The 26,901-nt window shown below is 63.3% G+C and carries 21 protein-coding genes; 4 read left to right on the top strand and 17 right to left on the bottom strand.

Annotation, left to right across the window (positions count from 1 at the left end; genetic code table 11):
* From I7X43_RS16065 to aceE, 3 genes are all read right to left on the bottom strand, one after another.
* A partial coding sequence (locus tag I7X43_RS16065) for a biotin/lipoyl-containing protein (RefSeq protein WP_310737589.1) occupies positions 1-445 on the bottom strand: 445 nt, incomplete at its 3' end.
* Between the two features lie 111 nt (positions 446-556).
* Positions 557-1,900, bottom strand: a complete 1,344-nt coding sequence (gene aceF / locus I7X43_RS16060; RefSeq protein ID WP_198101973.1) for a dihydrolipoyllysine-residue acetyltransferase — start codon at positions 1,898-1,900, stop codon at positions 557-559.
* A gap of 12 nt (positions 1,901-1,912) precedes the next feature.
* Entirely contained in the window at positions 1,913-4,621 is a 2,709-nt protein-coding gene (aceE, locus tag I7X43_RS16055; protein ID WP_198101972.1) for a pyruvate dehydrogenase (acetyl-transferring), homodimeric type, read from the bottom strand.
* 123 nt (positions 4,622-4,744) lie between these two features.
* Between aceE and I7X43_RS16050 the strand changes: the two genes are divergently transcribed.
* The 4 genes from I7X43_RS16050 to I7X43_RS16035 all read left to right on the top strand — a co-directional run bounded on the left by I7X43_RS16050 (position 4,745) and on the right by I7X43_RS16035 (position 10,874).
* Positions 4,745-7,261 carry a PAS domain-containing sensor histidine kinase gene (locus I7X43_RS16050; RefSeq protein ID WP_198101971.1) on the top strand — a complete coding sequence of 839 codons (2,517 nt, stop codon included), beginning with the start codon at positions 4,745-4,747 and terminating at the stop codon, positions 7,259-7,261.
* Between the two features lie 29 nt (positions 7,262-7,290).
* Complete coding sequence (locus I7X43_RS16045) at positions 7,291-7,917, top strand: response regulator transcription factor (RefSeq protein WP_198101970.1); 627 nt, start codon at positions 7,291-7,293, stop codon at positions 7,915-7,917.
* Between the two features lie 64 nt (positions 7,918-7,981).
* Positions 7,982-8,836, top strand: coding sequence for a bifunctional methylenetetrahydrofolate dehydrogenase/methenyltetrahydrofolate cyclohydrolase FolD (folD, locus tag I7X43_RS16040; protein WP_198101969.1), 855 nt, complete (start codon positions 7,982-7,984; stop codon positions 8,834-8,836).
* Positions 8,837-8,852: 16 nt separating this feature from the next.
* The gene (locus I7X43_RS16035) at positions 8,853-10,874 is read left to right on the top strand and encodes a M3 family metallopeptidase (RefSeq protein WP_198101968.1); all 2,022 of its coding nucleotides are present in this window, start codon (positions 8,853-8,855) and stop codon (positions 10,872-10,874) included.
* A 20-nt stretch (positions 10,875-10,894) separates the two neighbouring features.
* On the opposite strand, the gene I7X43_RS16030 is transcribed toward I7X43_RS16035, so the two are convergent.
* The 14 genes from I7X43_RS16030 to I7X43_RS15965 all read right to left on the bottom strand — a co-directional run bounded on the left by I7X43_RS16030 (position 10,895) and on the right by I7X43_RS15965 (position 26,537).
* Positions 10,895-12,067 (bottom strand): prepilin-type N-terminal cleavage/methylation domain-containing protein, encoded by a 1,173-nt coding sequence (locus I7X43_RS16030; RefSeq protein WP_198101967.1) that lies wholly within the window; start codon positions 12,065-12,067, stop codon positions 10,895-10,897.
* 26 nt (positions 12,068-12,093) lie between these two features.
* Positions 12,094-13,344 carry a PilX N-terminal domain-containing pilus assembly protein gene (locus tag I7X43_RS16025; RefSeq protein ID WP_375140401.1) on the bottom strand — a complete coding sequence of 417 codons (1,251 nt, stop codon included), beginning with the start codon at positions 13,342-13,344 and terminating at the stop codon, positions 12,094-12,096.
* 10 nt (positions 13,345-13,354) lie between these two features.
* On the bottom strand, positions 13,355-14,059 hold the full coding sequence (locus I7X43_RS16020; RefSeq protein WP_198101965.1) for a PilW family protein: 705 nt from the start codon (positions 14,057-14,059) through the stop codon (positions 13,355-13,357).
* A 12-nt stretch (positions 14,060-14,071) separates the two neighbouring features.
* Positions 14,072-14,572, bottom strand: a complete 501-nt coding sequence (locus tag I7X43_RS16015; protein ID WP_198101964.1) for a GspH/FimT family pseudopilin — start codon at positions 14,570-14,572, stop codon at positions 14,072-14,074.
* Positions 14,572-15,009: a type IV pilin protein gene (locus I7X43_RS16645; RefSeq protein ID WP_198101963.1), complete on the bottom strand. Its 438-nt coding sequence runs from the start codon at positions 15,007-15,009 to the stop codon at positions 14,572-14,574. The genes I7X43_RS16015 and I7X43_RS16645 overlap by 1 nt, the downstream gene beginning before the upstream one ends.
* Before the next feature lie 169 nt (positions 15,010-15,178).
* Entirely contained in the window at positions 15,179-18,145 is a 2,967-nt protein-coding gene (locus I7X43_RS16005; protein WP_198101962.1) for an EAL domain-containing protein, read from the bottom strand.
* Positions 18,146-18,159: 14 nt separating this feature from the next.
* On the bottom strand, positions 18,160-18,783 hold the full coding sequence (locus I7X43_RS16000; RefSeq protein WP_198101961.1) for a FecR family protein: 624 nt from the start codon (positions 18,781-18,783) through the stop codon (positions 18,160-18,162).
* 75 nt (positions 18,784-18,858) lie between these two features.
* Positions 18,859-19,266: a RidA family protein gene (locus I7X43_RS15995; protein ID WP_198101960.1), complete on the bottom strand. Its 408-nt coding sequence runs from the start codon at positions 19,264-19,266 to the stop codon at positions 18,859-18,861.
* Entirely contained in the window at positions 19,263-20,876 is a 1,614-nt protein-coding gene (locus tag I7X43_RS15990; protein WP_198101959.1) for an AMP-binding protein, read from the bottom strand. The genes I7X43_RS15995 and I7X43_RS15990 overlap by 4 nt, the downstream gene beginning before the upstream one ends.
* A gap of 2 nt (positions 20,877-20,878) precedes the next feature.
* Positions 20,879-22,015, bottom strand: a complete 1,137-nt coding sequence (locus tag I7X43_RS15985) for an acyl-CoA dehydrogenase family protein (RefSeq protein ID WP_198101958.1) — start codon at positions 22,013-22,015, stop codon at positions 20,879-20,881.
* A 1-nt stretch (position 22,016) separates the two neighbouring features.
* The gene (locus I7X43_RS15980; RefSeq protein ID WP_198101957.1) at positions 22,017-22,868 is read right to left on the bottom strand and encodes an enoyl-CoA hydratase family protein; all 852 of its coding nucleotides are present in this window, start codon (positions 22,866-22,868) and stop codon (positions 22,017-22,019) included.
* The gene (locus tag I7X43_RS15975) at positions 22,865-23,374 is read right to left on the bottom strand and encodes a MarR family winged helix-turn-helix transcriptional regulator (RefSeq protein WP_198101956.1); all 510 of its coding nucleotides are present in this window, start codon (positions 23,372-23,374) and stop codon (positions 22,865-22,867) included. Before I7X43_RS15975 ends, I7X43_RS15980 begins: the two co-directional genes overlap by 4 nt.
* Positions 23,371-24,123 carry an SDR family NAD(P)-dependent oxidoreductase gene (locus I7X43_RS15970; protein WP_198101955.1) on the bottom strand — a complete coding sequence of 251 codons (753 nt, stop codon included), beginning with the start codon at positions 24,121-24,123 and terminating at the stop codon, positions 23,371-23,373. Before I7X43_RS15970 ends, I7X43_RS15975 begins: the two co-directional genes overlap by 4 nt.
* On the bottom strand, positions 24,120-26,537 hold the full coding sequence (locus I7X43_RS15965) for a bifunctional salicylyl-CoA 5-hydroxylase/oxidoreductase (protein ID WP_198101954.1): 2,418 nt from the start codon (positions 26,535-26,537) through the stop codon (positions 24,120-24,122). Before I7X43_RS15965 ends, I7X43_RS15970 begins: the two co-directional genes overlap by 4 nt.
* Positions 26,538-26,901: the final 364 nt, after the last annotated feature.

The following is a 26,901-nucleotide window of genomic DNA, read 5'->3' as shown; positions in this document are numbered from 1 at the left end:
GTCCGAGGTCGGCGGCGCGGAAAGCGGCCGAATAACCGCCCGGGCCGCCGCCCAGGACCAGGACTTCGCAGTCGAGGTCAGCACCGCCGGTGTGGATGGCGGTGGCGATGGGGGCGGCTACCGGTACCGCGGCTGCAGGCGGAGCTGCGGGCGTTGCGGGCGCTGGAGCGATCGGAGCCGGTGCCGCCACCGCAGCGGAGGCCGCGGCGGACCCCTCCACCAGGGCGATGAGGTCGCCTTGGTTGATCTTGTCGCCGAGTTTGACCTTGAGCGCCTGAATCACCCCGGCGCTGGTGGCCGGGATTTCCATCGAGGCCTTGTCGCTCTCGACCGTGATCAGGCTCTGGTCGGCGGCCACGGTGTCACCGGGCTTGACCAGGATCTCGATGATGGCGACGTCTTTGAAGTCGCCGATGTCGGGGACGCGCAACTCAATCGTTGTCATGTTCTTTCCTCGTTAGCGCAACCGTTGCGAGCGCAGGGCCGCCCCAAGCCGCAACGCGCCCCATAGCCAAAGTACTGGGGCAGGCCCCGCCAACAAGCGGGGCCGTGGGGGTCAAATCAAGACGCGGCGGAAGTCCGCCAGGATGGCGCCCAAATAGGCGTTGAAGCGCGCCGCGGCCGCGCCGTCGATCACGCGGTGGTCCCAACTGAGCGACAGCGGCAGGGTCAGGCGCGGTTCAAATTCTTTGCCATTCCACACCGGCTTCATGAAGCTCTTGCACACGCCCAAGATGGCCACTTCCGGCGCATTGATGATGGGCGTGAAATAGGTGCCGCCGATGCCGCCGAGGGACGAGATCGAGAAGCAGCCGCCACTCATGTCGGCGGGGCTGAGCTTGCCGTCGCGCGCTTTGGCGGCGAGCTCGCTCATCTCTTTGGCGATCTGCGCCACGCCCTTTTGGTCGGCGTCCTTGATCACGGGCACCACCAGGCCATTGGGTGTGTCCGCCGCGAAGCCGATGTGGAAGTACTTTTTGAGCACCAACTCATCGCCGTCCAGCGAGGCGTTGAACTCGGGGAACTTCTTCAAGGCCGCCACGCAGGCCTTGATCAGGAAGGCGAGCATGGTGAACTTGACGCCCGACTTCTCGTGCTCCTTGTTCATCTGCACGCGGAAGGCTTCCAATTCGGTGATGTCGGCCTCGTCGTGGTTGGTCACGTGCGGAATGACCACCCAGTTGCGGTGCAGGTTGGCGCCCGAAATCTTCTTGATGCGCGACAGCGGCTTGCGTTCCACGCTGCCGAACTTGGCGAAATCCACCTGGGGCCAGGCCAGCACCGACAGCCCGCCACCCGCACCCGCGGCGGTCGGCGCCTTGGCGGCGATGGCTTGTGTTTGCGCCGTGCCGGCCATGACGGCCCCCACAAAGGATTGCACATCCTCATGCGTGATGCGGCCCTTGGGGCCCGAGCCCTTGACCTCGGCCAGCGGCACGCCGAGCTCCCGGGCGAATTTGCGCACGCTGGGCGAGGCGTGGGGCAGGCCGGACGCAGCCGCCGTCGGGTTGTTCGCTGGCGCGGCCACCCCGGCTGGCGCTGCGGGCGCAGCAGGTGCCGACGCCGGGGCGGCAGCGGGTGCAGCCACAGGGGCGGTCACCCCCGCGGGGGCTGGGGCAGTGGCCGGCGCAGCAACCGGCGCGGGAGCGGCAGCGCCGCCCTCGCCCGTCTCGACTTCAAGGATGAGGTCGCCGATGTTGAGTTTGTCGCCCAGCTTGACCTTCAGCGCCTTCACCACGCCACCGTGGCTGGCCGGGATCTCCATCGAGGCCTTGTCGCTTTCGACCGTGATCAGGCTTTGTTCGGGGCGAATCGTGTCGCCCACTTGAACCAGCACTTCGATGATCGCGACGTCTTTGAAGTCCCCAATGTCTGGGACTTTGACTTCCACCAATGCCATACCGTGGGTTCCTTAGGCGTAGAGCGGGTTGATCTTGTCTGCAGCAATGCCGTACTTCGCGATGGCCTCAGCCACCTGGGTCAGGGGCAGCTTGCCTTCATCGGCCAGGCTCTTGAGCGCGGCGACCACGATGTAGTGGCGGTTGATCTCGAAGTGCTGGCGCAGCTTGCTGCGGAAGTCACTGCGGCCAAATCCGTCCGTCCCCAAAACCTTGTAGCCCCGGCCGGCGGGGATGAAGGCTCGGATCTGCTCGGCGTAGGCCTTCATGTAGTCGGTTGACGCCACCACCGGGCCAGCGGTCTTGCCCAACTGCTGCGCCACAAAGGGCACGCGTGGCGTCTCGGTGGGGTGCAGCAAGTTCCAGCGGTCGGCGTCCTGGCCGTCACGGGCCAGTTCGTTGAAGCTCGGGCAGCTCCACACGTTGGCGCCCACGCCCCAGTCCGCCTCCAGGAGCTCTTTGGCTGCCATGGATTCGCGCAGGATGGTGCCGCTGCCCAACAGGTTGACCTCCAACGGCGCCTCGGCGGCTGGCTGCAGCAGGTACATCCCCTTGAGGATCTCGGCCTCCGTGCCCTCCCGCAGGCCCGGCATGGCGTAGTTCTCGTTCAGCAGGGTCAGGTAGAAGAACACGTTCTCCTGCTTGCCGACCATGCGCTCCAGGCCGTTGTGCAGGATCACCGCCACCTCGTGGGCAAAGGTCGGGTCGTAGGAGATGCAGTTCGGAATGGTGCCGGCCAGGATGTGGCTGTGGCCATCCTCGTGCTGCAAGCCTTCACCATTCAGCGTGGTGCGGCCGCTGGTGCCGCCGAGCAGGAAGCCTCGCGCCTGCATGTCACCCGCTGCCCAGGCCAAGTCCCCAATGCGCTGGAAGCCGAACATCGAGTAGTAGATGTAGAACGGCACCATGACGCGGTTGTTCGTGGAGTACGAGGTCGCTGCAGCAATCCAGCTGGCCATGCCGCCGGCCTCGTTGATGCCTTCCTGCAAGATCTGGCCCGCCTTGTCCTCGCGGTAGTACATCACCTGGTCCTTGTCGACCGGTGTGTAGAGCTGGCCTTTGGGGTTGTAGATGCCGATCTGACGGAACAGGCCCTCCATGCCAAAGGTGCGGGCTTCGTCCACCAGGATGGGCACGACGCGTGGGCCCAGCTCCTTGTCGCGCAGCAGCGCGGTCAGGCAGCGCACATAGGCCTGAGTGGTGGAGATTTCCCGGCCCTCCGGCGTGGCCTCCAGCACGGCGCTGAACGCCGACAGCGACGGCACGGGAATGGTCTCGTCGGCCTTGACGCGGCGCTTGGGCAGGTAGCCCCCCAGCGCCTGCCGGCGCTCGTGCAGGTAGCGCATTTCCGGCGTGTCATCGGCTGGCTTGTAGTACGGCAGCTTGGGCAGCTCGCTGTCGGGGATGGGGATGCCAAAGCGGTCGCGGATGTATTTGATGTCCGCGTCGGTCAGCTTCTTGGTCTGGTGGACGGTGTTCTTGCCCTCCCCCGCCTTGCCCATGCCGTAACCCTTGACGGTCTTGACCAACAGTAGCGTGGGCTGCCCCGTCGTGTTGTGGTGGGCCTTGTGGAACGCGGCATAGACCTTCTCGGGCTGGTGCCCCCCGCGACGCAGATCAAAGATCTCCTCGTCGCTCATGTGCTCGACGAGCTTGGCGGTCTCGGGGTACTTGCCGAAGAAGTGCTTGCGGACGTAGGCCCCGTCGTTGGCCTTCATGGCCTGGTAGTCGCCGTCCACGGTTTCCATCATCAGCTGCTTGAGCTTGCCGCTCTTGTCGCGGGCCAAGAGCTCGTCCCATCCCTTGCCCCAGACCAGCTTGATGACGTTCCAGCCACTGCCGCGGAACTCGCCTTCCAGCTCCTGGATGATCTTGCCGTTGCCGCGCACCGGGCCGTCCAGGCGCTGCAGGTTGCAGTTGATGACAAAGACCAGGTTGTCCAGGCCTTCGCGGGCGGCCAGGCCGATGGCGCCCAAAGACTCCGGCTCGTCCATCTCGCCATCGCCCATGAAGGCCCAGACCTTGCGGTTGGCCGTGTCAGCAATGCCGCGGGCGTGCAGGTATTTCAGGAAGCGTGCCTGGTAAATCGCCATCAGCGGGCCCAGGCCCATGCTGACGGTGGGGAACTGCCAGAACTCGGGCATCAGCTTGGGGTGGGGGTAGCTGGAGAGGCCCTTGCCATCCACCTCTTGCCGGAAACTGTCCAGTTGGGCCTCGCTCAGGCGGCCTTCCAGGAAGGCTCGCGCGTAAATGCCGGGGGCGCTGTGGCCCTGGATGTAGAGCAGGTCGCCGCCGTGGTTCTCACTCTCGGCGTGCCAGAAGTGGTTGAAGCCCGCGCCCAGCATCGAAGCCAGCGAGGCAAAGGAGCCGATATGGCCGCCCAAATCGCCACCGTCGGCGGGGTTCAGGCGGTTGGCCCGCACCACCATGGCCATGGCGTTCCAGCGCATGTAGGCGCGCAGGCGCTTTTCGATCTCGATGTTGCCCGGGCAGCGCGCCTCTTGGTCCGCCGGGATCGTATTCAAGTAGGCCGTGTTGGCACTGAAGGGCACGTCAATGCCCGCTTGACGCGCCTCGTCAATCAAGGCCTCCAAGATGAAGTGAGCGCGATCGCCGCCTTCCTCACCGATCACAGCCTTCAGGGCATCCAACCATTCCTGGGTCTCGCGCGGATCAGCGTCGTTGGCGCGTACGGCCAGGCTCTCATTGGGCAAACAAGACATGGGGGCTCCGTTTTAGAGTCAGTACTCAAGCGGCCGCAGTTTGCCACAAGTCCCGAGTTACTTCCAAATTACGACATTGCATTTCATAGTGTGAAACTTTGACGCCAAATCCATAATCACGGCATGCCTGCTCGCTCGCAATGGACCCAAGCCGTCCTCTCTTTTTTTCGCCCCACCCTCGCTGCCGCGGCGCGTTGGTGGCGACGCCAGTCGCCCGCGAGACAAGACCGCTTTGCCACCCTGGGGCCGTTGCTGACGGTCCTGCTCTTTTTAGCGACCATCGTGCTGGCGTTTTGGTACCTGCGGAACGAAGAAATCGAACGCGAAACCGAGGCGGTCAAGCGCGACACGGAAATCGCCCAGCAGCAGCTTCGCCTGCGATTGATCGAGAACCAAGAGCAACTGGCCCGCATCGCCCGCGAAATCGTCACCCGCGCGATCGACACCTACGAGTTCAGCGCCCAAGCCAGCGCGTTCGCGCGCGAACGCCCCGAAGTGCGCCACATCACGTGGTTGACCCACCGGCGCGAGCGCCGCGCCTCGGTCGCCAGTTCGGGCTTTCAGGCACCGAGTTTGATGACGCCGGGCTCCGACGACCCCTCCATGCCCCAGGCGGGCAATGCGGCCGACCAGACCTTTCATGCCGTGCGGGATCGACGCCAGCCCCTGTACACCAGCGCTTTTGCCGATGCGATTGGGAACCTCGTGTTTCAGGTCCAAGTTCCCTTGATCGACCGCAACGGGTTTACCGGCGTCTTGATCGCCGAATACGGCATCGAGTCCTTGCTGCGGTACTACGTCCCCTATGAAGTGGCGACCCGCCACTCCATCACCGTGATGGACGCACAGGACATGCCCGTGGCCAGCACAGTCACCCCCATGCCGGGCACCGGCAACAACCGATCAGCCATCCTGCATGAAGTGCCGCTGGCCCCGGCGTTGAACGGACTAAGCCTCCGGGGCCAAGGCTACCGCACCAGCATTGGCCTCATCTCCAACACCCTGTTCTGGATGGTGGTGGCGCTGTCCATCCTGACCGTCTGGATGCTGCTGGGCACCTGGCGCCACATGCGCCGCCGTTTGCACATTCAGAACGCACTTTTGGCGGAGACCAATTTCCGCCGCGCCATGGAGAACTCGATGCTCACGGGCATGCGAGCGCTGGACATGGACTCACGCATCTCCTACGTCAACCCGGCGTTCTGCGCCATGACCGGTTTCTCCGAGGCGGAACTTCTGGGCCGACAGCCCCCGTTCCCTTATTGGCCCAAGGATCGACTGGAGGAGAACCAGCGGCTCTTGGAGCAAGAAATGCAAGGGCGCAGTCCCAGCGGCGGCATCGAAGTGAAGGTGATGCGCAAAGATGGCTCGGTGTTCGACGCCCGTATGTATGTCAGCCCCCTGGTGGACGCCAAAGGAAAACAAGCGGGGTGGATGACTTCGGTCACCAACATCACGGAGGCCAAGCGAGTCCGGGATCAGCTCTCCGCCTCCCACGAGCGCTTCACCACCGTGCTGGAAGGCCTGGACGCCGCGGTGTCCGTGTTGTCCATTCCAGAACAGGAATTGCTGTTCGCCAATCGCAGCTATCGCCTGTGGTTCGGCGCCGAAGAGGCCGGCCACACCCTGCTGGCCGACCCGCCCACGGATGGCCCCTCGCTGGCCGATCTGGAAGAGGATGAATCCGTTGACGAGTTCAGCGGCCTCCCCGCCCAGCCCCTGACCGAAGGCGCAGGCACCACGCCCCGCGAGGTGTACGTCGAGAGCCTGGAGCGCTGGTTTGATGTGCGCACCCGCTACCTTCAGTGGACCGACGGCCGCTTGGCCCAGATGCTCATCGCCACCGACATCACCGCCCGCCGCCAAGCCGAGCAGCAGGCCGAAGCGCAAGCCGCCAAGGCCCAGGTGACCAGCCGCTTGATCACGATGGGGGAGATGGCATCGTCCGTGGCCCACGAGCTGAACCAGCCGCTGACGGCCATCACCAACTATTGCAACGGCATGATCAGTCGCGTACGGGGCGACAACATCGCCAAGGATGATCTGCTGGCCGCCCTCGAAAAGACCAGCAAGCAGGCCCAGCGAGCCGGTCAGGTCATCCACCGCATCCGATCCTTCGTCAAGCGCAGCGAACCGCAGCGACTGGTGGCTCAAGCGGCCGACATTGTGGAAGACGCGGTGGAGCTGGCTTCCATTGAACTGCGCCGTCGCAATGTTCAACTGAATGTCTATGTGGCCCAACACCTGCCCGGCATGCTGGTGGACCCCATCTTGATTGAGCAGGTGCTGCTCAACCTGCTGAAGAACGCTGCGGAGGCCATTGACGGCGCCAAGCTCCCACCCTCGCGCCGCCACATTGAGTTGCGCGTCATGCCACGCCACATGCCGGACCAAGGCGGCACCATCGAGTTCACGGTGCAAGACACGGGGCCCGGCTTGCCCGACGATGTCATCGGGCGAATCTTTGAGGCCTTTTTCTCCACGAAACCCGATGGCATGGGAATTGGCCTAGGGTTATGCCGGTCCATCATTGAGAGTCATCAAGGACGTCTACGGGCCGAGAATCTCTACAATGGTGAGCTGATTTCCGGGTGCCGCTTTGCCTTCACCATTCCGGTGGACTTGCGGACTGCGCCTTGACTGTGTCGAACCTTTAACGCCTCCCCACCATGAGTTTGATTCCCAAGAAGGGCAATGTCTTCGTCGTGGACGACGACGAAGCCGTGCGTGATTCCCTGCAATGGCTGCTGGAGGGCAAAGACTACCGCGTCAAATGTTTTGACTCGGCCGAGTCCTTTCTGGCGCGCTTCGATCCCCGGGAAGTGGCCTGTCTGATTTGCGACATTCGCATGGATGGCATGAGTGGCCTGGAGTTGCAGGACAAGCTGATCGACCGCAAGAGCCCCCTGCCCATGGCCTTCATCACCGGCCACGGCGACGTGCCCATGGCGGTGCAGACCATGAAAAAGGGCGCCATCGACTTCATCGAAAAGCCCTTCAAGGAAGAGTCCCTGGTCGCCCTGGTCGAAAAGATGCTGGAACAGGCCCGCAGCTCGTTCGCCAGCCACCAAGAGGCCGCGAGCCGCGACGCCTTGCTGTCACGCCTGACCGGCCGTGAAGCCCAGGTTCTGGAGCGCATCGTCGCGGGCCGCTTGAACAAACAGATCGCCGACGACCTGGGCATCTCCATCAAAACGGTGGAAGCGCACCGCGCCAACATCATGGAGAAGCTCAACGCCAACACCGTGGCCGACCTGCTCAAAATCGCACTGGGCGCTCAAACCGCCAAGGCTTGATTCCACGCTGCATGCAAGGCCGCTCACCCGAGCGGCCTTTTTCGTTTCTGAAAGGAGCCCATTCATGACCGCCCAACCGATCGATGGCAATGCCTTGGCTGCCAAATTGCGTGCTCACATGGCCACCGAAGTCGCCGCGCTTGCCGCCCAAGGCCACACGCCGGGGCTCACCGTACTGTTGGTGGGCGAGGACCCGGCCAGTCAGGTCTATGTGCGCAACAAGGTCAAAGCCTGCGAAGCCATCGGCATGGCGTCCCGCCTGGAACGTCACCCAGCGGACATGAGCGAAGCCGCCCTGCTGGCGCGCATCCAAGAGCTCAATGCCGACCCCAGCGTGCACGGCATCCTGGTGCAACTGCCCCTGCCCAAGCACCTGAATGCCGACTTGGTCATCGAGACCATTGCCCCCGAAAAGGATGTCGATGGGTTTCACATCGCCAGCGCCGGCGCGCTCATGGTGGGCCAACCCGGCTTCAAGCCCTGCACGCCCTACGGCTGCATGAAGATGCTGGAGGACATCGGCTGCAACCCGCGCGGCAAGCACGCCGTGGTGATTGGCCGCTCCAACATCGTGGGCAAACCCATGGCCCTGCTGCTGCTTCAGGCCAGCGCCACGGTCACCATTTGCCACAGTGCCACGCCCAACCTGGCCGAGTTGGCCCGGCAAGCCGACATTCTGGTGGCGGCTGTTGGCCGGCCCCGCTTTGTCACGGCCGACATGGTCAAGCCAGGAGCCGTGGTGTTGGACGTGGGCATCAACCGCCTGCCCGACGGCAAGCTCTGTGGTGACGTCGACTTTGACGCCGTCAAGGACGTGGCCGGCTGGATCACCCCCGTGCCGGGCGGTGTGGGCCCCATGACCATCACCATGCTGCTGCAAAACACGCTGGAAGCCGCACAGCGTCGCGCTTCGACTTGATCGAAAGCCCGGCGTGATGACCAACCCTCTGCTCTCGCCCTCCCACCTGCCCGACTTTGCCGCGGTCCGACCCGAGCACATCGAGCCGGCCATCACCGAGTGCCTGAGTCGCGCTCGCGCTGCTCTGGCGCGGGTGACCGCACCGGACTTCCCCGACGATTTGGCGGCCTTGGAACGCGAGCTCGATGTAGCCCTCGATGCCTTGGGGCTGGCTTGGGGCGTGGTCGGCCACCTGAATGGGGTGGCCGACACGCCGGAACTCCGAGCCGCTTACAACGCCCAACTGCCGGGGGTCAGCGAGTTCTACGCCGATTTGGGGGCCGATGAGGCGCTCTACGCCCGCTACAAGCGCATCCAACGCCTGCACCCGCCCAGCGACCCGGCACAGGCCCGGGCACTGCACCTGGCCATCCAGGGTTTTGAACTATCAGGGGCTGCCCTCGAAGGCGAGGCCAAGGCTCGCTTCACCGAGGTACAGAACCAGCTCAGCGAGCGCAGCCAGGCGTTCTCCGAGCACGTGATGGACGCCACCGACCAGACGGTGTTGTGGGTCGAACCCACCCGCCTGGCTGGTGTCCCTGCCGATGTGCGTGAGCACGCCTTGGCCCTCGCAAAGGCCGAAGGCCGGGCCGGCGAGGCCAAACTCACCCTCCACGCCCCCTGCCAAGGCCCCGTGCTGCAATTTGCGCACGACCGGGCTCTTCGCGAAGCCGTTTACAAGGCGCTGGTGACTCGCGCCAGCGAATGGGGGCCCGACCCCCTGGACAACAGCCTGCTCATTCAGGAGTTGCGCGCACTGCGCCACGAGGAAGCCACACTGCTCGGCCTACCCCACTACGCCGCACTTTCGCTGGTGCCCAAAATGGCCGGCACACCAGCAGCAGCCCTGCAATTCTTGAGCGACCTGGCCCTCCAGGCTCGGCCCCATGCCGAGCATGACCTGCAGGCGCTGCGAGACCATGCCCATCACTTGGGCCTGGACCGCCTCGAAGCTTGGGACCTTGCCTACGTCAGCGAATCCTTGAAAGCCCAGCGCTTTGCACTGGATGCACAACGGGTGCGCGAGTATTTCACCTTGCCCCAAGTCTTGAGCGGTTGGTTTTCCTTGCTCGGGGATCTCTTCGGCCTACAACTCCAGCGCATCGAAACGAGCGTTTGGCACGCCAGTGTGGAAGTTTGGGCGCTGAGTCGAGGAGGGAAAACCGTTGGCCATGTGTACCTCGACCTGCTGGCACGCCCCGGTAAACGGCCGGGCGCCTGGATGGACGACGTCCGCGGCCGCTGGCGCCGCCCCGACACGGGTCAGCTCCAGCTACCGGTGGCACACCTGGTCTGCAACTTCGCCCCCGGCGTCGATGGCAAACCCAGCCTGCTCACCCACGAGGACGTCCAAACCTTGCTCCATGAGTGGGGGCACGGGCTCCATCACCTGCTGACCGAAGTGAATGCCCACGGGGTGGCGGGGATCGATGGCGTTGAGTGGGATGCCGTGGAACTGCCCAGTCAGTTCATGGAAAACCTAGCCTGGGAATGGCCCGTCATTGAGCGCCTGAGCCGCCACGTCGTTACTGGCGAAGCCATGCCCCGCTCAATGTACGACGCCCTCCTCGCCGCCAAGAACCACTTGTCGGCTTGGCAGCTTCTCAAACAAGTCGAATACGCAAGCTTTGACCTGCACCTGCATCAAACGGCGCTCGAAGAGCCCCCGCTCAGCGTACTCGACCAAGTTCGGCAAGAGGTGGCCGTCTTCACGCCGCCAGCCTACGCACGTTTCCCCCACAGTTTCAGCCACATCTTCGCGGGCGGCTATGCGGCAGGCTACTACAGCTACTTATGGGCCGAAGTGCTCAGCGCCGACTGCTGGACCGCCTTCGAGGACGAGGGGGTGTTTAACCCCGATGTCGGTCAACGCTTTGTCGGCGAAATCCTGAGCCGAGGCGGGTCGCGACCAGCGATGGAGAGTTTCGTGGCGTTTCGAGGGCGCCCGCCGGATGGCGGGGCGCTGCTCAAACAAATGGGGATCAAACCGAGCATTTGAGCCCCAAGACGACAATGGACTCAGAAATCTGCGGCTGCGGGGCAGTCAGCTGCTCGATTGGAGTTGCTCGTTGTGCAGTTCTGATGAATAGGAAAGGTCGCCACCGTGGTACTGCTCGGGCAGCTATTTCCGGACGTAATCAAATAGTTTTGCTGGTCCAAAGACTCGTTGACGCCAGCATAGGGCTGCACATTGCGACTATTGGCATTGGGGCCGGCAACATACTGAACCCGACAAATTCTAAAACTGCCACCACTGGCCAATGTTGAACCGGCGAACCTAAAAATGCCTCCATAGGTGGAGGTTGACGTCGGGACCTGTATAACACAGATATAGTATTTATAACCAGAAATAGTTGAACCGGTATTTTGATCAACCGCATTGCCAAACTGACAATTTGCAGGCTCATCCCCAGATGCCGCAGCATGCGAATTGGTTCCTGTAAGACCACTCAAATTAACAGCAGTGGCCGCCGACAAGGAACCAGAATTATTGTTATTTCCATTCCCACTTGAATATTCAGATAGATAACCAGCCAAAATATAGGCATTAACATTTGTGCACTGATCAACATTAGACAGATTAACCGACCCCGCACAGTACTTTATAACCCAGCCCGTGTCGTTACTAAAAACAGCCGACCAACCGGCTATCTGTATAACCGACCTTTCAGCATCAAGCGGCGTCGCCTGAATAGGAATGTTAAGGTTGCGATTTTTCGGACGCTTAATCGTTCCGTTTCCGATCAGTGGAAACCCAAGCGCACCCTCAAGCGCAGGGTCAATCTTCGCAATGACGGAATTCAAAGTTACAGAATTGCCTGTTGTATTACCCGAGCGATCCGCCCAACTGACAGTCACCGCAACATTCCGCTTAGGATCAGCAATCGAGCCGCCCACTGTCCATGAGCGTGTGTAAGTTGAATTTCCAACCGCCAGAGTCCCGCTACCACTAGCAATAGAATCCCAGGCAACCAATCCAACCCCGGTTTCAATTGAATTAAAGGAACGCAACTCCTCCATTTTCTCTTCAGCGAGACGAGTGGCTTCGCTGCGTTGCCGCGCGACCTCCCCATTGCGAGCCAGCGTCATTTGCATGCCAGCAATGGAAAGCATTCCAAATGCCACCACCATTAGCGCCACCAAAGCCTCAATCAGGGTAAAACCAGCCTGCTTGAATCGATATTCGATCATTTCTGTTCCCCTTTTGCCCGAAATTATCAATTCCAGTCCTTCCAACTACCAGGAATTTTCACCAACGTACCACCCAATATATTTATGTTACCAAAGACATCTTCATTGTAACTGACCAATCCGTTGCCATTATTGTTATAGGCATTGCAACTAACAATGGCACCATATATCGAAGAATTACCCGTTCCGATATCATTGAAATCAGAAGAGTTTGAAAAAATCACACCGTAAATAGTCCAATTACCATTAATGGTTAGACCATTGGGTGTAACAAAAACAACAGGATTGCTTACGTTATTCAGCGTGACATTACCACTCAAATGCACATCGCTGGAAAAGTAAAAATTCCTGTCACCAGCAGCATAAGCCGTTTGAATCTGACTAGAGCAATCATTTGCAGAACCGCAACTAATTGTTTTAACCTGCGGTTGGTTTTTGTATTCCTCTATGGTAGTTCCAAAGAAGGTACGGAACATGCTCGAGTTGGAACAAGTTGCGTCGGAACTGGCCAAACTTGAAAGCGAGGAGTCACTACCAACCAGGGCATTTTGGGCGGGTTGGCCTGGCAGTGTTGTGTAACTGGTCCCATTGCCACTCGTGATAGTGCCACCTGCGTTCACCAAAATACCATTTGTCTCAACCGATTGATTGATAACAGAAAAAGAGCCGCCAATGGCGCAGTTGCCACCACAAACAATCGGCGCTGGAGCACGAGCCGGAAGCAACGGACTCACCTTTAATTGAGCCGTAATCACCGCCGTTCCATCTGGCGCCCCCGTACCAGTCGCAGCGCACACCCCTGTACCAGTATTTTCAGTGCAACCCGTAACCGTCACTTGAACCACATTGGTATAGCCAGCAACCGCCGCGAAACTAGCAGTAAAGCTTGGCCCACTCGTGGCACTCAAATTAGTTGAAGTCCCACTGGGGCATTTGCACGACCAAGCCCCGTTGATCATCTTGCAACCAGGGACACCATTGGTGGGTGCAAACGTTGTGATATTGGGGGCCAGATAAGTCACTCGGAACCTTGTGCCCGAGGAATTCGCAACACAGTTGCCATCCACCTCCGTGGGTGTATTGAGCATGCCGATGACCCACTCCATTCCGGCCTCGGCAACCTCAAAAGCCTGTGTATTGCGCGCCTGAGAAATCGCAGATCTTTGCTCGAATATAACGTTACGGTTGGCATAAAACACAACAACCGTCATGATCAGGAGCAAGAGGACTGAAGCAGAAAGTGCTCCGACCCCGCGCTGAAATTGGCGACTTTTCACAATTACCCCCTCAATCACAGTTGCCCGTCAGACGATTGTTCCTTACCCGGACCGTCGTTTCCAGAGTTCGAACAATAGAACTGTCCAGCGCCGACTGGGCTGTAATCGATAAATTGTACTGACGCACAAAAATATACGGCGCGCCCGGAGTTGCCACGCTCTTCACGGTTTCGCATCGATAACCCAGCCATATGCCGGCCGCCATGGCATCAGGCTCCTCCACAGAAAAAGCCGTAACCGTCGTATAGGCTGCATCATTAAGTGGATATGAAACACCGCTCGCCGTTTGCATGCTTAGTACGCCGTCACTGATTGAAAACCCAAATGACTCGCCTGTGGCCAGTGTATTGTCCGCATCCTTCGAGTACGCGTAAGAAAATCCACCTGCCGCCGAGGATTCCGTCGCCGATATCGGCGAATAAACATTAGCCACTGTAACTGTAGTACCGGCACCAGTTGCGACAGTTCCCGCAGGTGCATTCTGCCAATATCCACCCCGCCTCAGGTCTCTAGTCACCACATCAGCAATATTCCGCAAGTCTTGTTGTACCCTGCTTTCCGCCACCATGCGGCGCGTGTTTTGCACGCTAGTCGCAAACAGAGACAGGGCACCAACCATAACGAACAAGCCAGCGGTCACCCCCACCAGTAACTCAACAAGAGAAACACCTCTCTGGAGTTGCGGCCTTGACAAATGTAAAGCTTGAATATTCATTCGCATCATCCATCAGGCAGAGGGCGACACAGTCGGACAGGACGTAGTTACACCATAGAAACTACCGCTAACCGCACAGGTAGTCGGTGTTCCAACCGCATTAACGGAAACCTTCAGTGAACCACCGGCGCTCGGGTTTGTGACGGTTACTTCGCCGGTCGATGTTGCTTGGCCTCGGAGACGCTCAAAAACGATCATTCCCGAAGCGGAAAGCGTCGTATTGCTGGGCAGGGATACCGACTTTGCAACTTGTGTTACTCCCGCATCATCAACATAACTAAGGGTGTAAGAACCTCCTCCACTCGCCACCGCCACGGTCACATCACGGCGCAGGCGAATCGCCTCGGCCTTCGCGTACTGCAAATCCGTGCGGAGTTCAGAGGCCACACCCTCTACCCGAGCCTTTGCAATCAGGGAAAGCAAATTAGGCATAACGACTAACGCCAAGATGGCGATCACTGCGATCGTGACCAACACTTCTGGCAGCGTAAAACCACGTCCAGCCCGCGTCATCACCGACTCCAACAGGTTGAGGGGGTATACGTCGCATTTCCGTTTGTGACGGCCATCGACAATGAGGTACAACCTGAGTCCGAAGCTTGGCTACCTTGCCCCGCAAGAGTGACGGTGTATCCGGTCGCTGTCGCCCCACTGAGGGTCAAGGAGTAATACCCGCCAGCACTGGTCGATGTCGCGCCAAACGTTGCCAAACCAGTAAAACCGGTGGCGTAGGCTGTATTCGTTCCCCGATAACGCTCTTGGGCCTGCAAGACTTTGGCCGCCGCGTCCACCGCGTCCGAACGACGACTCTTGCGAACCTGCTGCAAGAAGCTAGGGTAGGCCACAGTCGCCAAGATGCCAATGATCACTACCGTAACCAGCAGTTCGATGAGCGTGAAACCCCGCCCCTTGCGACTCGAATGCGGGAGACCCCTGTTGGCTTGCTTCATGACGGAATAGTCCTTCTCTGGGTTGGGTGCATTGTTGAACGGGCGCCCCTGCGCGGGAATGGGATGAAGACAAACGGCCCGCGCTTATCGACAGGCGGCTAGGCCCTTCATTGGTGAATGCGACTCAATGGGGCGGCCTAATTTCAGGCGCGCCGTCCGTTCGACAAGGTCAAACCCGCCCATCCCTCAACTGCCGCTCGATCATGGCGCGGGCCTCGTCCACCGGCAGGGCCTTGCCAAAGAGCCAGCCTTGGCCAATGTGCACCCCCAACTCGTGCAAGAGCTGGGCCTGCCGCTCTTCTTCGACGCCCTCTGCCAGGGCTTGTTTGCCCAGGGCTTTGACAAGACCCACGATGGTGCGAACGATTTCCACCGCATCCCGACCCGCGTGCAGGCGCATGACGAAGCTGCGGTCGATCTTGAGCGTGTCAAACGGGAATTGGTGCAGATACGCCAGCGAGGAGTAACCTGTCCCAAAGTCATCAATAGAGATCTTGAACCCCATCTTGGCGAGGTCCTGTAGCGCCTCAGCCGTTTGGGCCGGGTTGGCCATGGCCATGCTCTCGGTGACCTCCAGCTTGAGACGGTGCGGATCCAAGCCGTTCAGCCGCTCGATGGTCGCCCGTGCATCGGCTTGCAAATCGCCTTCGACAAATTGGCGGCTGGACAGGTTAACGGCGATTTCGCCATCAAACCCCATGGCGTCCCACTCCCGCAGCTGCTCAGCCACGGCCAGCAGGGTCCACTGGCCCATGGGTACGATTTGCCCGCTCTCTTCGGCGTAGGGGATGAAATCGCCCGGCATGATGAAACCCCGCTCGGGGTGAATCCAGCGAATGAGTGCTTCAAAGCCGAGCAGCTTCCGGTCCTCCAGCCGCACCAAGGGCTGGTAGTACATGCGGAACTGCTGCTGAGTGAGTGCTTGGCTAAGGTTCTCATGCAACCAGCGGCGGCTGTTTTCCAGCAACTGGTCGGTGGGGTCGTAAGCCCGAATTTGGCCCCGTTGACGGGCTTTGCCCAGTGCCAGCGCCATTTCGGCGCAGGCCAGCAAGTCAGCGGCATCACGCGGGCCTTGGCTCTTGTGGGCCCAGCCAACGGTGGCTTGAATGGGCAGGGTTTTGCCGCTGACTTGAATGGGCTCGTCCAATTGGCTCTTCACCCACACCGGCGTTCGCTCACGGTCTAGGCCACTGGACGTGAGTTCGGCAACAAAGGCCACCCCGAATACATCGGGGCCCATGCGCGCCACCGACTGGATAACCCCCCCGCGCCGGTTCAGCCGCTTGGCAATCTGGCGCAGCACCCCGTCGCCGACCACGCTGCCCTCCGCTTCATTGAGCGCACGGAAGCCATCCACCCCCAACAGGACAACACCAACCGCCACATTGCTGTCCACCAACTGCTCGAGACGCTCGATGAACAGCGCTCGGTTGTCCAGCCCCGTCAGACGATCGTGCAAGGCATCGTGAACCAACTGCCGCTGCAAGCGAAGCGTGTCCGAAATGTCGGTCAACGAGCCCGCCATTCGCAGAGGCTGCCCCTTGTCGTCGCGCGTGGCCATCCCGCGCACCAACAGGGCCCGTTCTTGTTCGCCCTCGCGAAATTGCAGCACGTGGTGCAACTGCAGGCTGCGGCCCTTGAGGTGCTCTTGCAAGGCCGCCTCAAAAGACGACTTGGCCCCCGCATCTGCGGTCGCGGTAAAGGCGTCCATGGTGGCGCCAGCCGTGGGGTTCTGCCCCATGAGGTGGAACCAGCGCTCGCTCAAGTGCACCGCACCCGCCGCGATGTCCCAATCCCACAGCCCATCGTTGGCCCCTTGCGCGGCCAGCGCATACCGCTCCTCGCTCAGCCGCAAGGCTTGCATCGCCGCCTCCTTGCGGAGGCGCTCAGCATGACCCCGCAGCATCGTGGAGCCCACGACCGCCGTCAGCACTGCCAGCAAGGGAAAAGCGAGTGAAAGGAAGCGGTGGTTTTGTACGAAGTCCCACTGCGCCAAGGTCAAGAGCACGACAACGGACAGCGCCACGACGGCCAGCGAGCGACGGCCCGACCAAACACTGAACGCCCAGGCAACTGCAAAGGGCAGCCCCAGCATGGCCGCCAATTCGATCAGCGGCCCCTCCTTCGCGACCCGAAGGTTCCGGCCCGTCAGCAAGTTGTCGATCACCGTGCCCAGCCGCTCCATCCCTGGCAGCGCCGAGTCAAAAGGGGACGGCACAACGTCCCCTGTGCCCAGCGCGGTAGCGCCCAGCACAACAAGACGGCCTTTAAGTTGTTGCGCCCCCACCTTGCCTTCGAGCACATCCACGTAGCTGAAGGTTGGCAGTTGCTGTTCCCGCCCGTAGTAATTCACCCACTGGCGGGAGGCCGCATCCAAGGGGACCTCCCAATTGCCCCAGCGAATGGCCTCGCCAGCCACAAATTCCGCTTGCCCCCAGTCCAGGCGCTTGGCCCAGCCCGCGACGCGCAGGGCCACCGAGGGAAACCACTCGCCCTGCCACTGCAACGCGGGGAGGTCGTACCGCAAGGTGCCATCGGGGCTGCGCCGGGCGCTGACGTGGCCGAGCAGCGAGGTGGCCTGCGCCAAGTCTGAAGCGGGGGCCACCAGCGCTTTGGGTTTCATGGCAACCGCCTCGGCGGCCACCGAATCCGCCTTGGCGCGCATGAAAGCGTGCCCCAGCAGGACGTCCACCGGGGCGCCCGCCTGCATGAGGCTGTCGTGCGGGAGTGCCATGACCATGGCAACGGGCATGGCCGCCGACTGCAACTCCGCGGCCAGCGCGACATCAGCCGCTTTATCCCCGGTCTCCGGCATCAGGATGTCGACCACCACGGCCCGCGCACCGGCGGCCCGCAGCTTCTGCAGCAACTCGGCATGACGGGCCCGGTCCGGACCGCTTCCACCCAGGGTCTGCAGGGTTTTGTCGTCAATGGCCACCAAGGCCACAGGGTCCACCGTTCCGGGCTCGATCCGCCCCCGAACTTGCATCTGCAGGTCCAGGGTCATGCGGTCCAGCCGCTCGAGCAAGGTGTCAGCCCGCTGGCTCCAAAGACCGATCGCCAAGGCGGCGGACAACAGGGCGATCAGCCAGTAGCCATAGCGCTGACGCAGGGACAGAGAACCCGGGGCGGCCACCGAACTGCCGCCTGTCAAACGCCGCTCAGGCGATCGAGCAGGGCCTTGACCCGTGCTTCACCCCACGTGGCGGCTTGGCCACAGCCTTTCTCACTGCTGCAATCGGTCCCCAGCAGGCCGGCCAGCGCCACCACCGGAAGCGCGGCCACAATGGACCGGGTCTTGGCCGTAGCGGGTTGCACATCCACGCTGCCGCTTTGCATCAGCACCGAGGTCTTGCCCTCTTCCGGGACATCGACCGCAAACTCCGTGCCCCGCACGGCCGTAACGGCGCTGGGTGTGCGCATCGTCCAAGCACCGCCCGCACTGACCTTTTGGCCCACCAAGCCCAAGCGCAGGAAAAAGCGAGCCTCCTTGCGCTCCATGCCTTCGGTGTTGAAAGACTCAATGCGCATGTGGCTGTTCTCGGCCAGCACCAGAGATGAACCGTCCATGCAGCGCAGCCGGAGTCGGGACTTGGCCTGCGTTTGAATCTCATCGCCGACCCGCAAGCCATGGCCCACCGCCAACGCGGCACTCCCCACCTTGGCTTCGCCGATCAAGGCGGCCACTTCACACACCGGCGGATCGGATGGCGCCGCCATGGCGTTGCTTACCGCCAGCGCCAAAACCAGCGCGCTCATGTTCCAGTGCTTCATGTCAAACCTCCACAGGCAATGAGGCCGATGCCCCGTTCCCGCGATGCTAGTGCAGTGGCCCCTCCGCGGAAACCCTCAATCGGGGAGGACTGCCGTCACTTCAATCTCCACTTTGGCCCGGTCTTCCATCAGGGCGACCACCTGGACCGCACTCATGGCCATGGCGTAGTGCCCGATGTGAGCCTTGAACCAAGCGCCCAATTCCCGCCCCGCCGCCAGGTACTCGCGCTTGTCCGTGACGTACCAGGTCATGCGGACGATGTGCTCCGGCCCGGCGCCCGCCGCGGCCAAAACCGCCAGCACATTGGCCAAGGCCTGGCAGGCCTGGGGGAGGAAATCGTCGCTGACGATCTGCTCCTGGGCATCCCAGCCAATCATCCCCGCCACATGGAGGTGCCGCCCCTGGGCCAGCACGCCATTGGCGTACCCCCGGGGTCGCTTCCAGCCTTCGGGCAAAACGGTTTGATGCGGGCTGCTGTTCATGCCAGCTCCTTCAACTTGAAACGCTGCAGCTTGCCGGTCTGGGTGCGCGGCAGCGCGTCCACGAACACCAGAGCACGCGGGTACTTGTACGGCGCCACGGCGGCCTTGACATGCTCCTGCAGGGCCTTGGCCAGCTCCGGCCCGGCCGCAAAGCCGGGGCGCAACACCACGCAGGCCTTGACGATCTGGCCACGCTCCTCGTCCGGCACGCCGGTGGCACCGCATTCGGCCACCGCCGGGTGTGTCATCAAGGCCTCTTCCACTTCGGGCGCGGCGATGTTGTAGCCGGCCGAGATGATCATGTCGTCGGTACGGGCGTGGTAGTGAAAGTAGCCTTCGGCGTCCATCGAGTAGGCGTCGCCGGTGTAGTTCCAGCCGTCCTTGACGTACACGGCCTGGCGGGCGTCGTTCAGGTAGCGGCAGCCGGTGGGGCCCTTGACACGCAGCTTGCCCACCTCACCCGTGGGCAGCACGCGGCCCTCTTCATCCACTACCTCGGCGCGGTAGCCGGGGATGGCCTTGCCGGTGGCGCCAGGGCGGGCGCTCTTCTCGTCGGCCGAAATGAAGATGTGCAGCAGCTCGGTGGCACCGATGCCGTCGATCAGCTCGATGCCGGTGGCCTGCTTCCACAGCGCCCGGGTGGAGGCGGGCAGGGCCTCGCCGGCGCTGACGCATTTGCGCAGCTGGGTTTGGCGGATGGCCTCGCCGTGCTGGGCCAGCACGCGGTAATTCGTCGGCGCGGTGAAGAGCACGGTGCCGCCGTACTGCTGCAGGCCTTCCAGCAGCTGCGGCGGCGCGGCCTTCTCCAGCAGCGCCGTGCTGGCGCCGATGCTCATCGGGAACAGCACCAGGCCGCCCAGGCCGAAGGTGAAGCCCAGCGGCGGGCTGCCCATGAAGACGTCATCGGCATGGGCCTTCAGCACATGGGGCGGCCAGCAGGCGCAGATGGCCATCACGTCGCGGTGGAAGTGCATGGTGGCCTTGGGGATGCCGGTGGTGCCCGACGTGAACGCCAGGATGCAGGTGTCGTCGGCGCCGGTGGCCACGTTCTGGAAGGGTGAGTCGTGTCGGGCCATCAGCGCTTCCAGTCCGCCCTCCCCTTCCTGGCGGTAACAGCGGATCTGTTTGAGCTGCAGGCTCGCCGCGGCGGCTTCGAGCAGATCGGCCGCCAGCAGGCCATCGCACAGCGCGTGCGAGACCTGGGCGATCTCGATCATGGTCTTGAGCTCCTTGGCGCGCAGCAGGGGCATGGTGGCGACGGCAATGCCACCCGCCTTCATCACCCCGAACCAGCAGGCCACGGCCATCGGGTGGTTGGGGCCACGCAGCAGCACGCGGTTGCCGGGCACCAGGCCCATGTCCCGCACCAGCACATGGGCGATGCGGTCGGCCTGCTCGCGCAGCTCGCGGTAGGTCCAGCGGATGCCGCTGCCCTGTAGGCACAGGCGTTCGCCCCAACCCTTCTCCTCGATCGCCCTGTCCAGCAGCTCCGTGGCGCAATTCAGCTGTTCGGAGAACTGCAGATCGGGCAGCTCGAACAGGAACTCGGGCCATTGCTCGCGCGGCGGAAGGTGCTCGGCGGCGAAGCGGTCGACGTGCGCGGTGGACATGCTCAGTTCCCTTTCAACAGCTCACGGCCGATGATGAGTTGCTGCACTTCGCTGGCGCCCTCGTAAATGCGCAGCGAACGGATCTCGCGGTACAGGCGCTCGACCATCTGACCGCTGACCACGCCGAGGCCGCCGTGCAGCTGCAGCGCGGCATCGATGACTTGCTGCGCACCTTCGGTGGCAGCCAGCTTGGCCATCGCGGCTTCTTTGGTGACGGAGCGGCCCTGGTCGCGCTGCCAAGCGGCGCGGTAGGTCAAGAGCGCGGCGCTGTCGAGCGTGAGTGCCATCTGGGCCAGCTTGGCTTGCGTGAGCTGGAAGTCGGCCAGCAGGCCGCCGAACATGCTGCGGCTCTGGACCCTTGCCAAGCCTTCCTGCAGGGCGCGGCGGCCGAAGCCCAGGGCGGCAGCGGCGACCGAACAGCGGAACACATCCAACGTGCGCATGGCCAGCTTGAAGCCCTGGCCGGGTGCGCCCAGGCGCTGGCTGGCAGGAATGCTGCAGTTTGCGAAGCGAAGCCGGGCCAGCGGGTGCGGCGCAATGACATCGATGCGCTCGGCAATTTCCAGCCCCGGCGTGTCGGCATCGACGATGAAGGCGGTGATGCCGCGCGCGCCGGGCGCTTCGCCGGTGCGGGCAAATACAACGTAGAAGTCGGCGATGCCGCCGTTGCTGATCCAGGTCTTCTCGCCGTCCAGCACATAGTGGTCGCCGTCAAGACGGGCGCTGCACTGCAGGGCGGCCACGTCGGAGCCGGCTTGCGGCTCGGAAAGCGCAAACGCCGCAATCGCTTCGCCCGCCGCCACGCGGGGCAGGTAGCGCGCCTGCTGCTCGGGCGTGCCGTCCAGGCTGATGGCCCCGGAGCCCAGGCCTTGCATGGCGAACGCGAAGTCGGCCAAGCCGCTGTGGAAGGCCAGGGTTTCGCGGATCAGGCAGATGGCGCGGGTGTCGATGCCGCGGCCGGCTTGAGCGACGGCGTGGTGCAGCCAGCCGGCTTGGCCGAGTTGGCGCACCAGCGTGCGGCACTCGGCGTCCACATCCGCCCCGTGGCCGCCCTGCAGCTCGGCCGCTGCCCATTGCGCCAGCGTGCTGCCCAGCTCGCGGTGCGTGGGCGCAAAGAAGGGCCAGTCGGTGTGCGTCATCTCAGTTGCCCTCGAACACCGGCTTGCGCTTGGCGGCGAAGGCCTCGTAGGCGCGTTTGAAATCCTGCGTGAGCATGCAGATGGCTTGGGCTTGCGCCTCCGCCTCGATGGCCTGCTCCACCGTCATGGCCCACTCCTGGTGCAGCATGGTCTTGGTGATGCCGTTCGCGAAGGTGGGGCCGGCCACCAGCTGGGCCGCAAGGGCCTGCGCCTCGCCGAGTAAATCTTCCGGCGCGCACAGACGGTTGAAAAAGCCCCAGCGCTCGCCCTCCTCGCCGCCCAGCGAACGCCCGGTGTAGAGCAGCTCGCTGGCGCGCCCCTGTCCGACGAGGCGCGGCAGCAGCGCGCAGGCCCCCATGTCGCAGCCCGCCAGGCCCACGCGGTTGAACAGGAAGGCGGTCTTGCTGCGCGCAGTACCTAAGCGCAAGTCCGAGGCCATGGCCAGGATGGCGCCGGCACCGGCGCACACGCCGTCGATGGCCGCCACGATGGGTTGCGGGCACTGCCGCATGGCCAGCACCAGATCGCCCGTCATGCGCGTGAACATCAGCAGTTCGGGCGCGGGCAGTTCGATCAGCGGGCCGATGATTTCGTGCACATCGCCGCCGGAGCAGAAGTTCTCGCCCGCGCCGGCCAGCACCACGGCGTGCACATCGGTCGCGTACTTCAGGCTGCGGAACAGATCGCGCAGCTCGGCATAGCTGTCAAAGGTCAGCGGGTTCTTGCGCTCGGGGCGGTTGAGCGTGATCGTCGCCACGCCGCCCTCGCATTGCCAGCGGAAATGCCGCGCTGCGTAGGCCGCGAACTCGCGGCGGTTACCGGCGGCCAGGGCCGGGTCGAGTGCTTTGTTCATGCCTTGCTCTCCAGTTGGGCGAGGTGCACACGCAGCTGCCCCAGCAGTTCATACAAACGGTTGGCGCCCTCGAACTCGCCCAGGAGTTCGATCAACCAGGCCTCATGCTCGGCCGCCATGCCCAGAAATTGGACCCGACCCTGCGCCGTGAGTTGCAGGATCCAACTGCGCCGGTCCTCGGGGTCGGGCAGGCGCTGCACGAGCCCCTCACCCTCCAGTTGGTCAGTCAGGCCCGTCACATTGCCGCCGCTCACCATCAGGTAGCTGCCCAGTTGTTTCATGCGCAGCCCCTCGGGGTGGCGCTCCAACTGGGCCAGGTAGTCAAAGCGCGGCAGCGTGGTGGCAAAGCGCTGCCGCAGGCGGGTCCGCACTTCTTGCTCGATCTGCGTGCTGCAACTCAGCAAACGCAGCCACAGGCGCACGGCGCCGTGGTCCTGGGGCTGACTGCGCGCTTCGCGGCCAATCGCCTCCTCGCCAAGCACGGCAGCAAGCTTGGCCGGTTTCAATTCATCACCTCGCCGCCGCTGACCGAGATGGCCTGGCCGTTGATGGAGGCCGCACCCGTGCTGCACAGCCAGGCCACGGTGTCGGCCACTTCCTCGGGCTGGATCAGGCGGCCCTGCGGGTTGTGCCGGGCGAACTCGGCGCGCGCGCCCTCCACCGTGCGGCCGGTCTTGCCGACCACGTTCTCGATCGAGCGCTGCAGCAGCTCGGTCTCGGTGTAACCGGGGCAGACGGCGTTGACCGTGATGCCCTTGCCCGCCAGCTCGAGCGCGGCCGAGCGCGTCAGGCCCAGCACGCCATGCTTGGCCGCCGCATAGGCCGCCACATAGGCGTAGCCGCGCTGCGCCGCCGTGCTGGCCACGTTCACCACCCGGCCCCAGCCGGCCGCCTTCATGCCGGGCAGCGCGGCGCGCAGGCAGTAGAAGCTGCCGCTCAGGTTCACCGCCAGCATCTGCGCCCACAGCTCGTCGCTGGTGCGCTCCAACGGGCTGCTGAGCGCCTGGCCGGCGTTGTTGACGAGGATCTGCACCGGGTCGATGGCCTGGAAGGCCGCCTCGACGGCGCGCGGGTCGCTCACATCGCAGACCAGCGCGCGGGCCCGCAACTCGTTCGCCAGCTGCTGCAGCGGTTCGAGCTGGCGGCCCAGCAGCGTGAGCCGCGCGCCCTCGCCCGCCAGCCGGCGCGCAACGGCCGCGCCGATGCCCTTGCCCGCGCCTGTCACCACCGCATGGCGGCCGTGCAGGTTGGTCATGGCTTTGCTCCGGCCGCGGCGCGTGCAAAACCGGCTTCAAGCTGCGGCTTGGCGCTGCGGTAGGGCTTGGGCCAGGCCAGCTCCTTGAAGCCGATGCGCGCGGCCTCAGCGAGAGTCCAGGCCGGATTGGCCAGGTGCGGGCGGGCGACGGCGCACAGATCCGCCCGACCGGCCGCGATGATGGTGTTGACGTGATCCGCCTCGCTGATCGCGCCCACCGCGATGGTGGGAATGCCGGCCTCCTGGCGGATGCGGTCGGCAAAGGGCGTCTGGAACATGCGTCCGTAGCTGGGCTTCTGCTTCTTGCTAACCTGGCCGGAGGAGCAATCGATCAGGTCCGCGCCGGCGGCTTTGAAGGCCTTGGCAATCTGCACCGCATCGGCCGGGGTGATGCCGCCTTCGACCCAGTCATGGGCTGAGATGCGCACGGAGATCGGCAAATGCTCGAGCCAGACCGCGCGGATGGCGGCGAAGACTTCGAGCGGGTAGCGCAGGCGGTTTTCCAGTGCGCCGCCGTACTCATCGGAGCGCCAGTTCGTCAGCGGCGAGATGAAGCTGGAGAGCAGATAGCCGTGGGCGCAATGCAGCTCCAGCCAGTCGAAACCAGCGGCGGCGGCGCGCCGGGTGGCTGCGACGAAGTCAGCGGTCACGCGATCCATGTCGGCGCGCGTCATCGCCTGGGCAAAGGCGCTCACGCCCTCCAGGTATTGCTGGCCCGAGGCGGCGATCAAGGGCCAGTTCGGCTCCGGTCCATCGGCCGGCAGCGGCAGGTCCTCGCCATCCCAGGGCCGGCACGTCGAGCCCTTGGGCCCCGCGTGGCCGAGCTGCATGCCGATCTTGGCGTCGCTCTGCCGGTGCACCCAGTCGACGATGCGGGCCCAAGCTGCGCCCTGCTCATCGCTCCACAGGCCGGGGCAGGCCGGGGTGATGCGGGCGTCCGGGCTGACGCAGGTCATCTCGGCCATCACCAGGGCCGCGCCGCCCAGGGCGCGGGCGCCCAGGTGGACGAGGTGGTAGTCGCCCACCAGGCCATCCTTGGCCATGTACTGCGCCATCGGCGAGACGATGACGCGGTTCTTCAGCGTCACGCTGCGCAAGGTGTAGGGCGTGAACATCGGCGGCACAACAGAGCCCCCAGGTGCATCGCTTCGCGACGCCCCGCCCCCCGAGGGGGTCTCGGCCGCTTGGGAGCGGCCCGGCGCGGCCTCGGCCGCTTTAACTCCTGGTGCCTGCGTGCCACGAGCCGCCAGCCAGCGCTCATAGCCCTCCAGCCAAGCCTTGTCGCGCAGGCGCAGGTTCTCGTGGCTGATGCGCTGGCTGCGCGTCAGCATCGAATACATGAACTGCTCGGGTTCCAGCTGGTCGCAGTAGCGCTCGCCGCAGACCTCGAACCACTCCATCGCGTTCCAGGCCGCGTTCTGGATCTTTAGTGTCTCGACCCGGCGCCGCTCCTGATAGCGCGCCAGCACGGCCGGGATCTGCTCCCGGCTGTGGCCCGCTTGCTCGAACTGGTTGGCCAGCTCAATCGCGTCCTCGATCGCCAGCTTGGTGCCGGAGCCGATGGCGAAGTGCGCGGTGTGCACCGCGTCGCCCATCAGCACCACGTGGGCACCCTGCTCGTTCTGCAGCCACCACTGGCCACAGACCACGCGCTGGAAGTTCAACCAGGCCGATCCACGCAGGTGGCGGGCGTTGCTCAGCAGTTCGGCACCTTCAAGCGTTTCGGCGAACAAACCCTCGCAGAAGCGGATCGACTCCTCCGGTCCAGCTCGATCCAGCCCATGGGCCAGCCAGACGGACTCCGGGCACTCGACAATGAAGGTGCTGGTCTCGGCATCAAACTGGTAGATGTGCGCCTGAAACCAGCCGTGCGGGGTGCGCTGGAAGTCGAAGGTGAAGGCCTCGAAACGCTTCTTCACGCCCAGCCAGATGTAACGGTTGGGCCGGGTGATCAGTTCGGGCTGAAGGGTGACGGCGTAGCGGTTGCGAATGCGCGAATTGATGCCGTCGCTGGCGATGATCAGGTCGGCGTCCGCGAACGCCAGGTCGGACTCGACTTCGGCGTCAAAGCACAGCTGCACCCCCAGCGCCTCACAGCGTGCCTGCAGGATGTTGAGCAACTTCTTGCGCCCGATACCCACAAAACCATGACCACCCGAGCGGATGCGCCGACCCTTGAAGCGCAGCTCGATGTCGTCCCAATGCGCGAACTGCGCCTCGATGGCATCTGCCGTCTCAGCGTCACAGCGGCGCATGTTCTCCATCGTCGCGTCGGAAAACACCACACCCCAGCCAAAAGTGTCGTAGGGGCGGTTGCGCTCCACCACCCGCACGCGATGCTCGGGGTGGCGGGCCTTCATCAGCAGGCCGAAATACAGGCCGGCCGGGCCGCCGCCGATGCAGACGATGTTCATGAACCTACCCGCGCAGTGCAACAGCTAGGAACTTTAGAACTTAATTATTCAGATTGGAAGTGAATAGATCGATGGTTAACCCGGATCGATACGACTGAATTGCGGGCCCCAGTCCGCCAAGAAGGGTGCCGAACGGGCCGCCGAACCGGCGACGTGGACTGAAGGGGAGAGTTCGGTGGCTTTACTGGCCCGAGGCCTACATTGCAGCAGGCCTGGTTGCCTTAACGGCGCCGCAATAGCAAAAACCCCCACCAGGCTAGCTGGAGGGGGTTTTTGGGGATATTAGCCTGACGATGTCCTACTTTCACACGGGCAATCCGCACTATCATCGGCGCTGAGGTGTTTCACGGTCCTGTTCGGGATG

The sequence above is a fragment of the Inhella gelatinilytica genome (genome assembly GCF_016093295.1).
GTDB lineage: Bacteria > Pseudomonadota > Gammaproteobacteria > Burkholderiales > Burkholderiaceae_C > Inhella > Inhella gelatinilytica.
The sequence above is the reverse complement of the archived record's forward strand: the minus strand, read 5'-3'. Positions and strand labels throughout refer to the sequence as shown.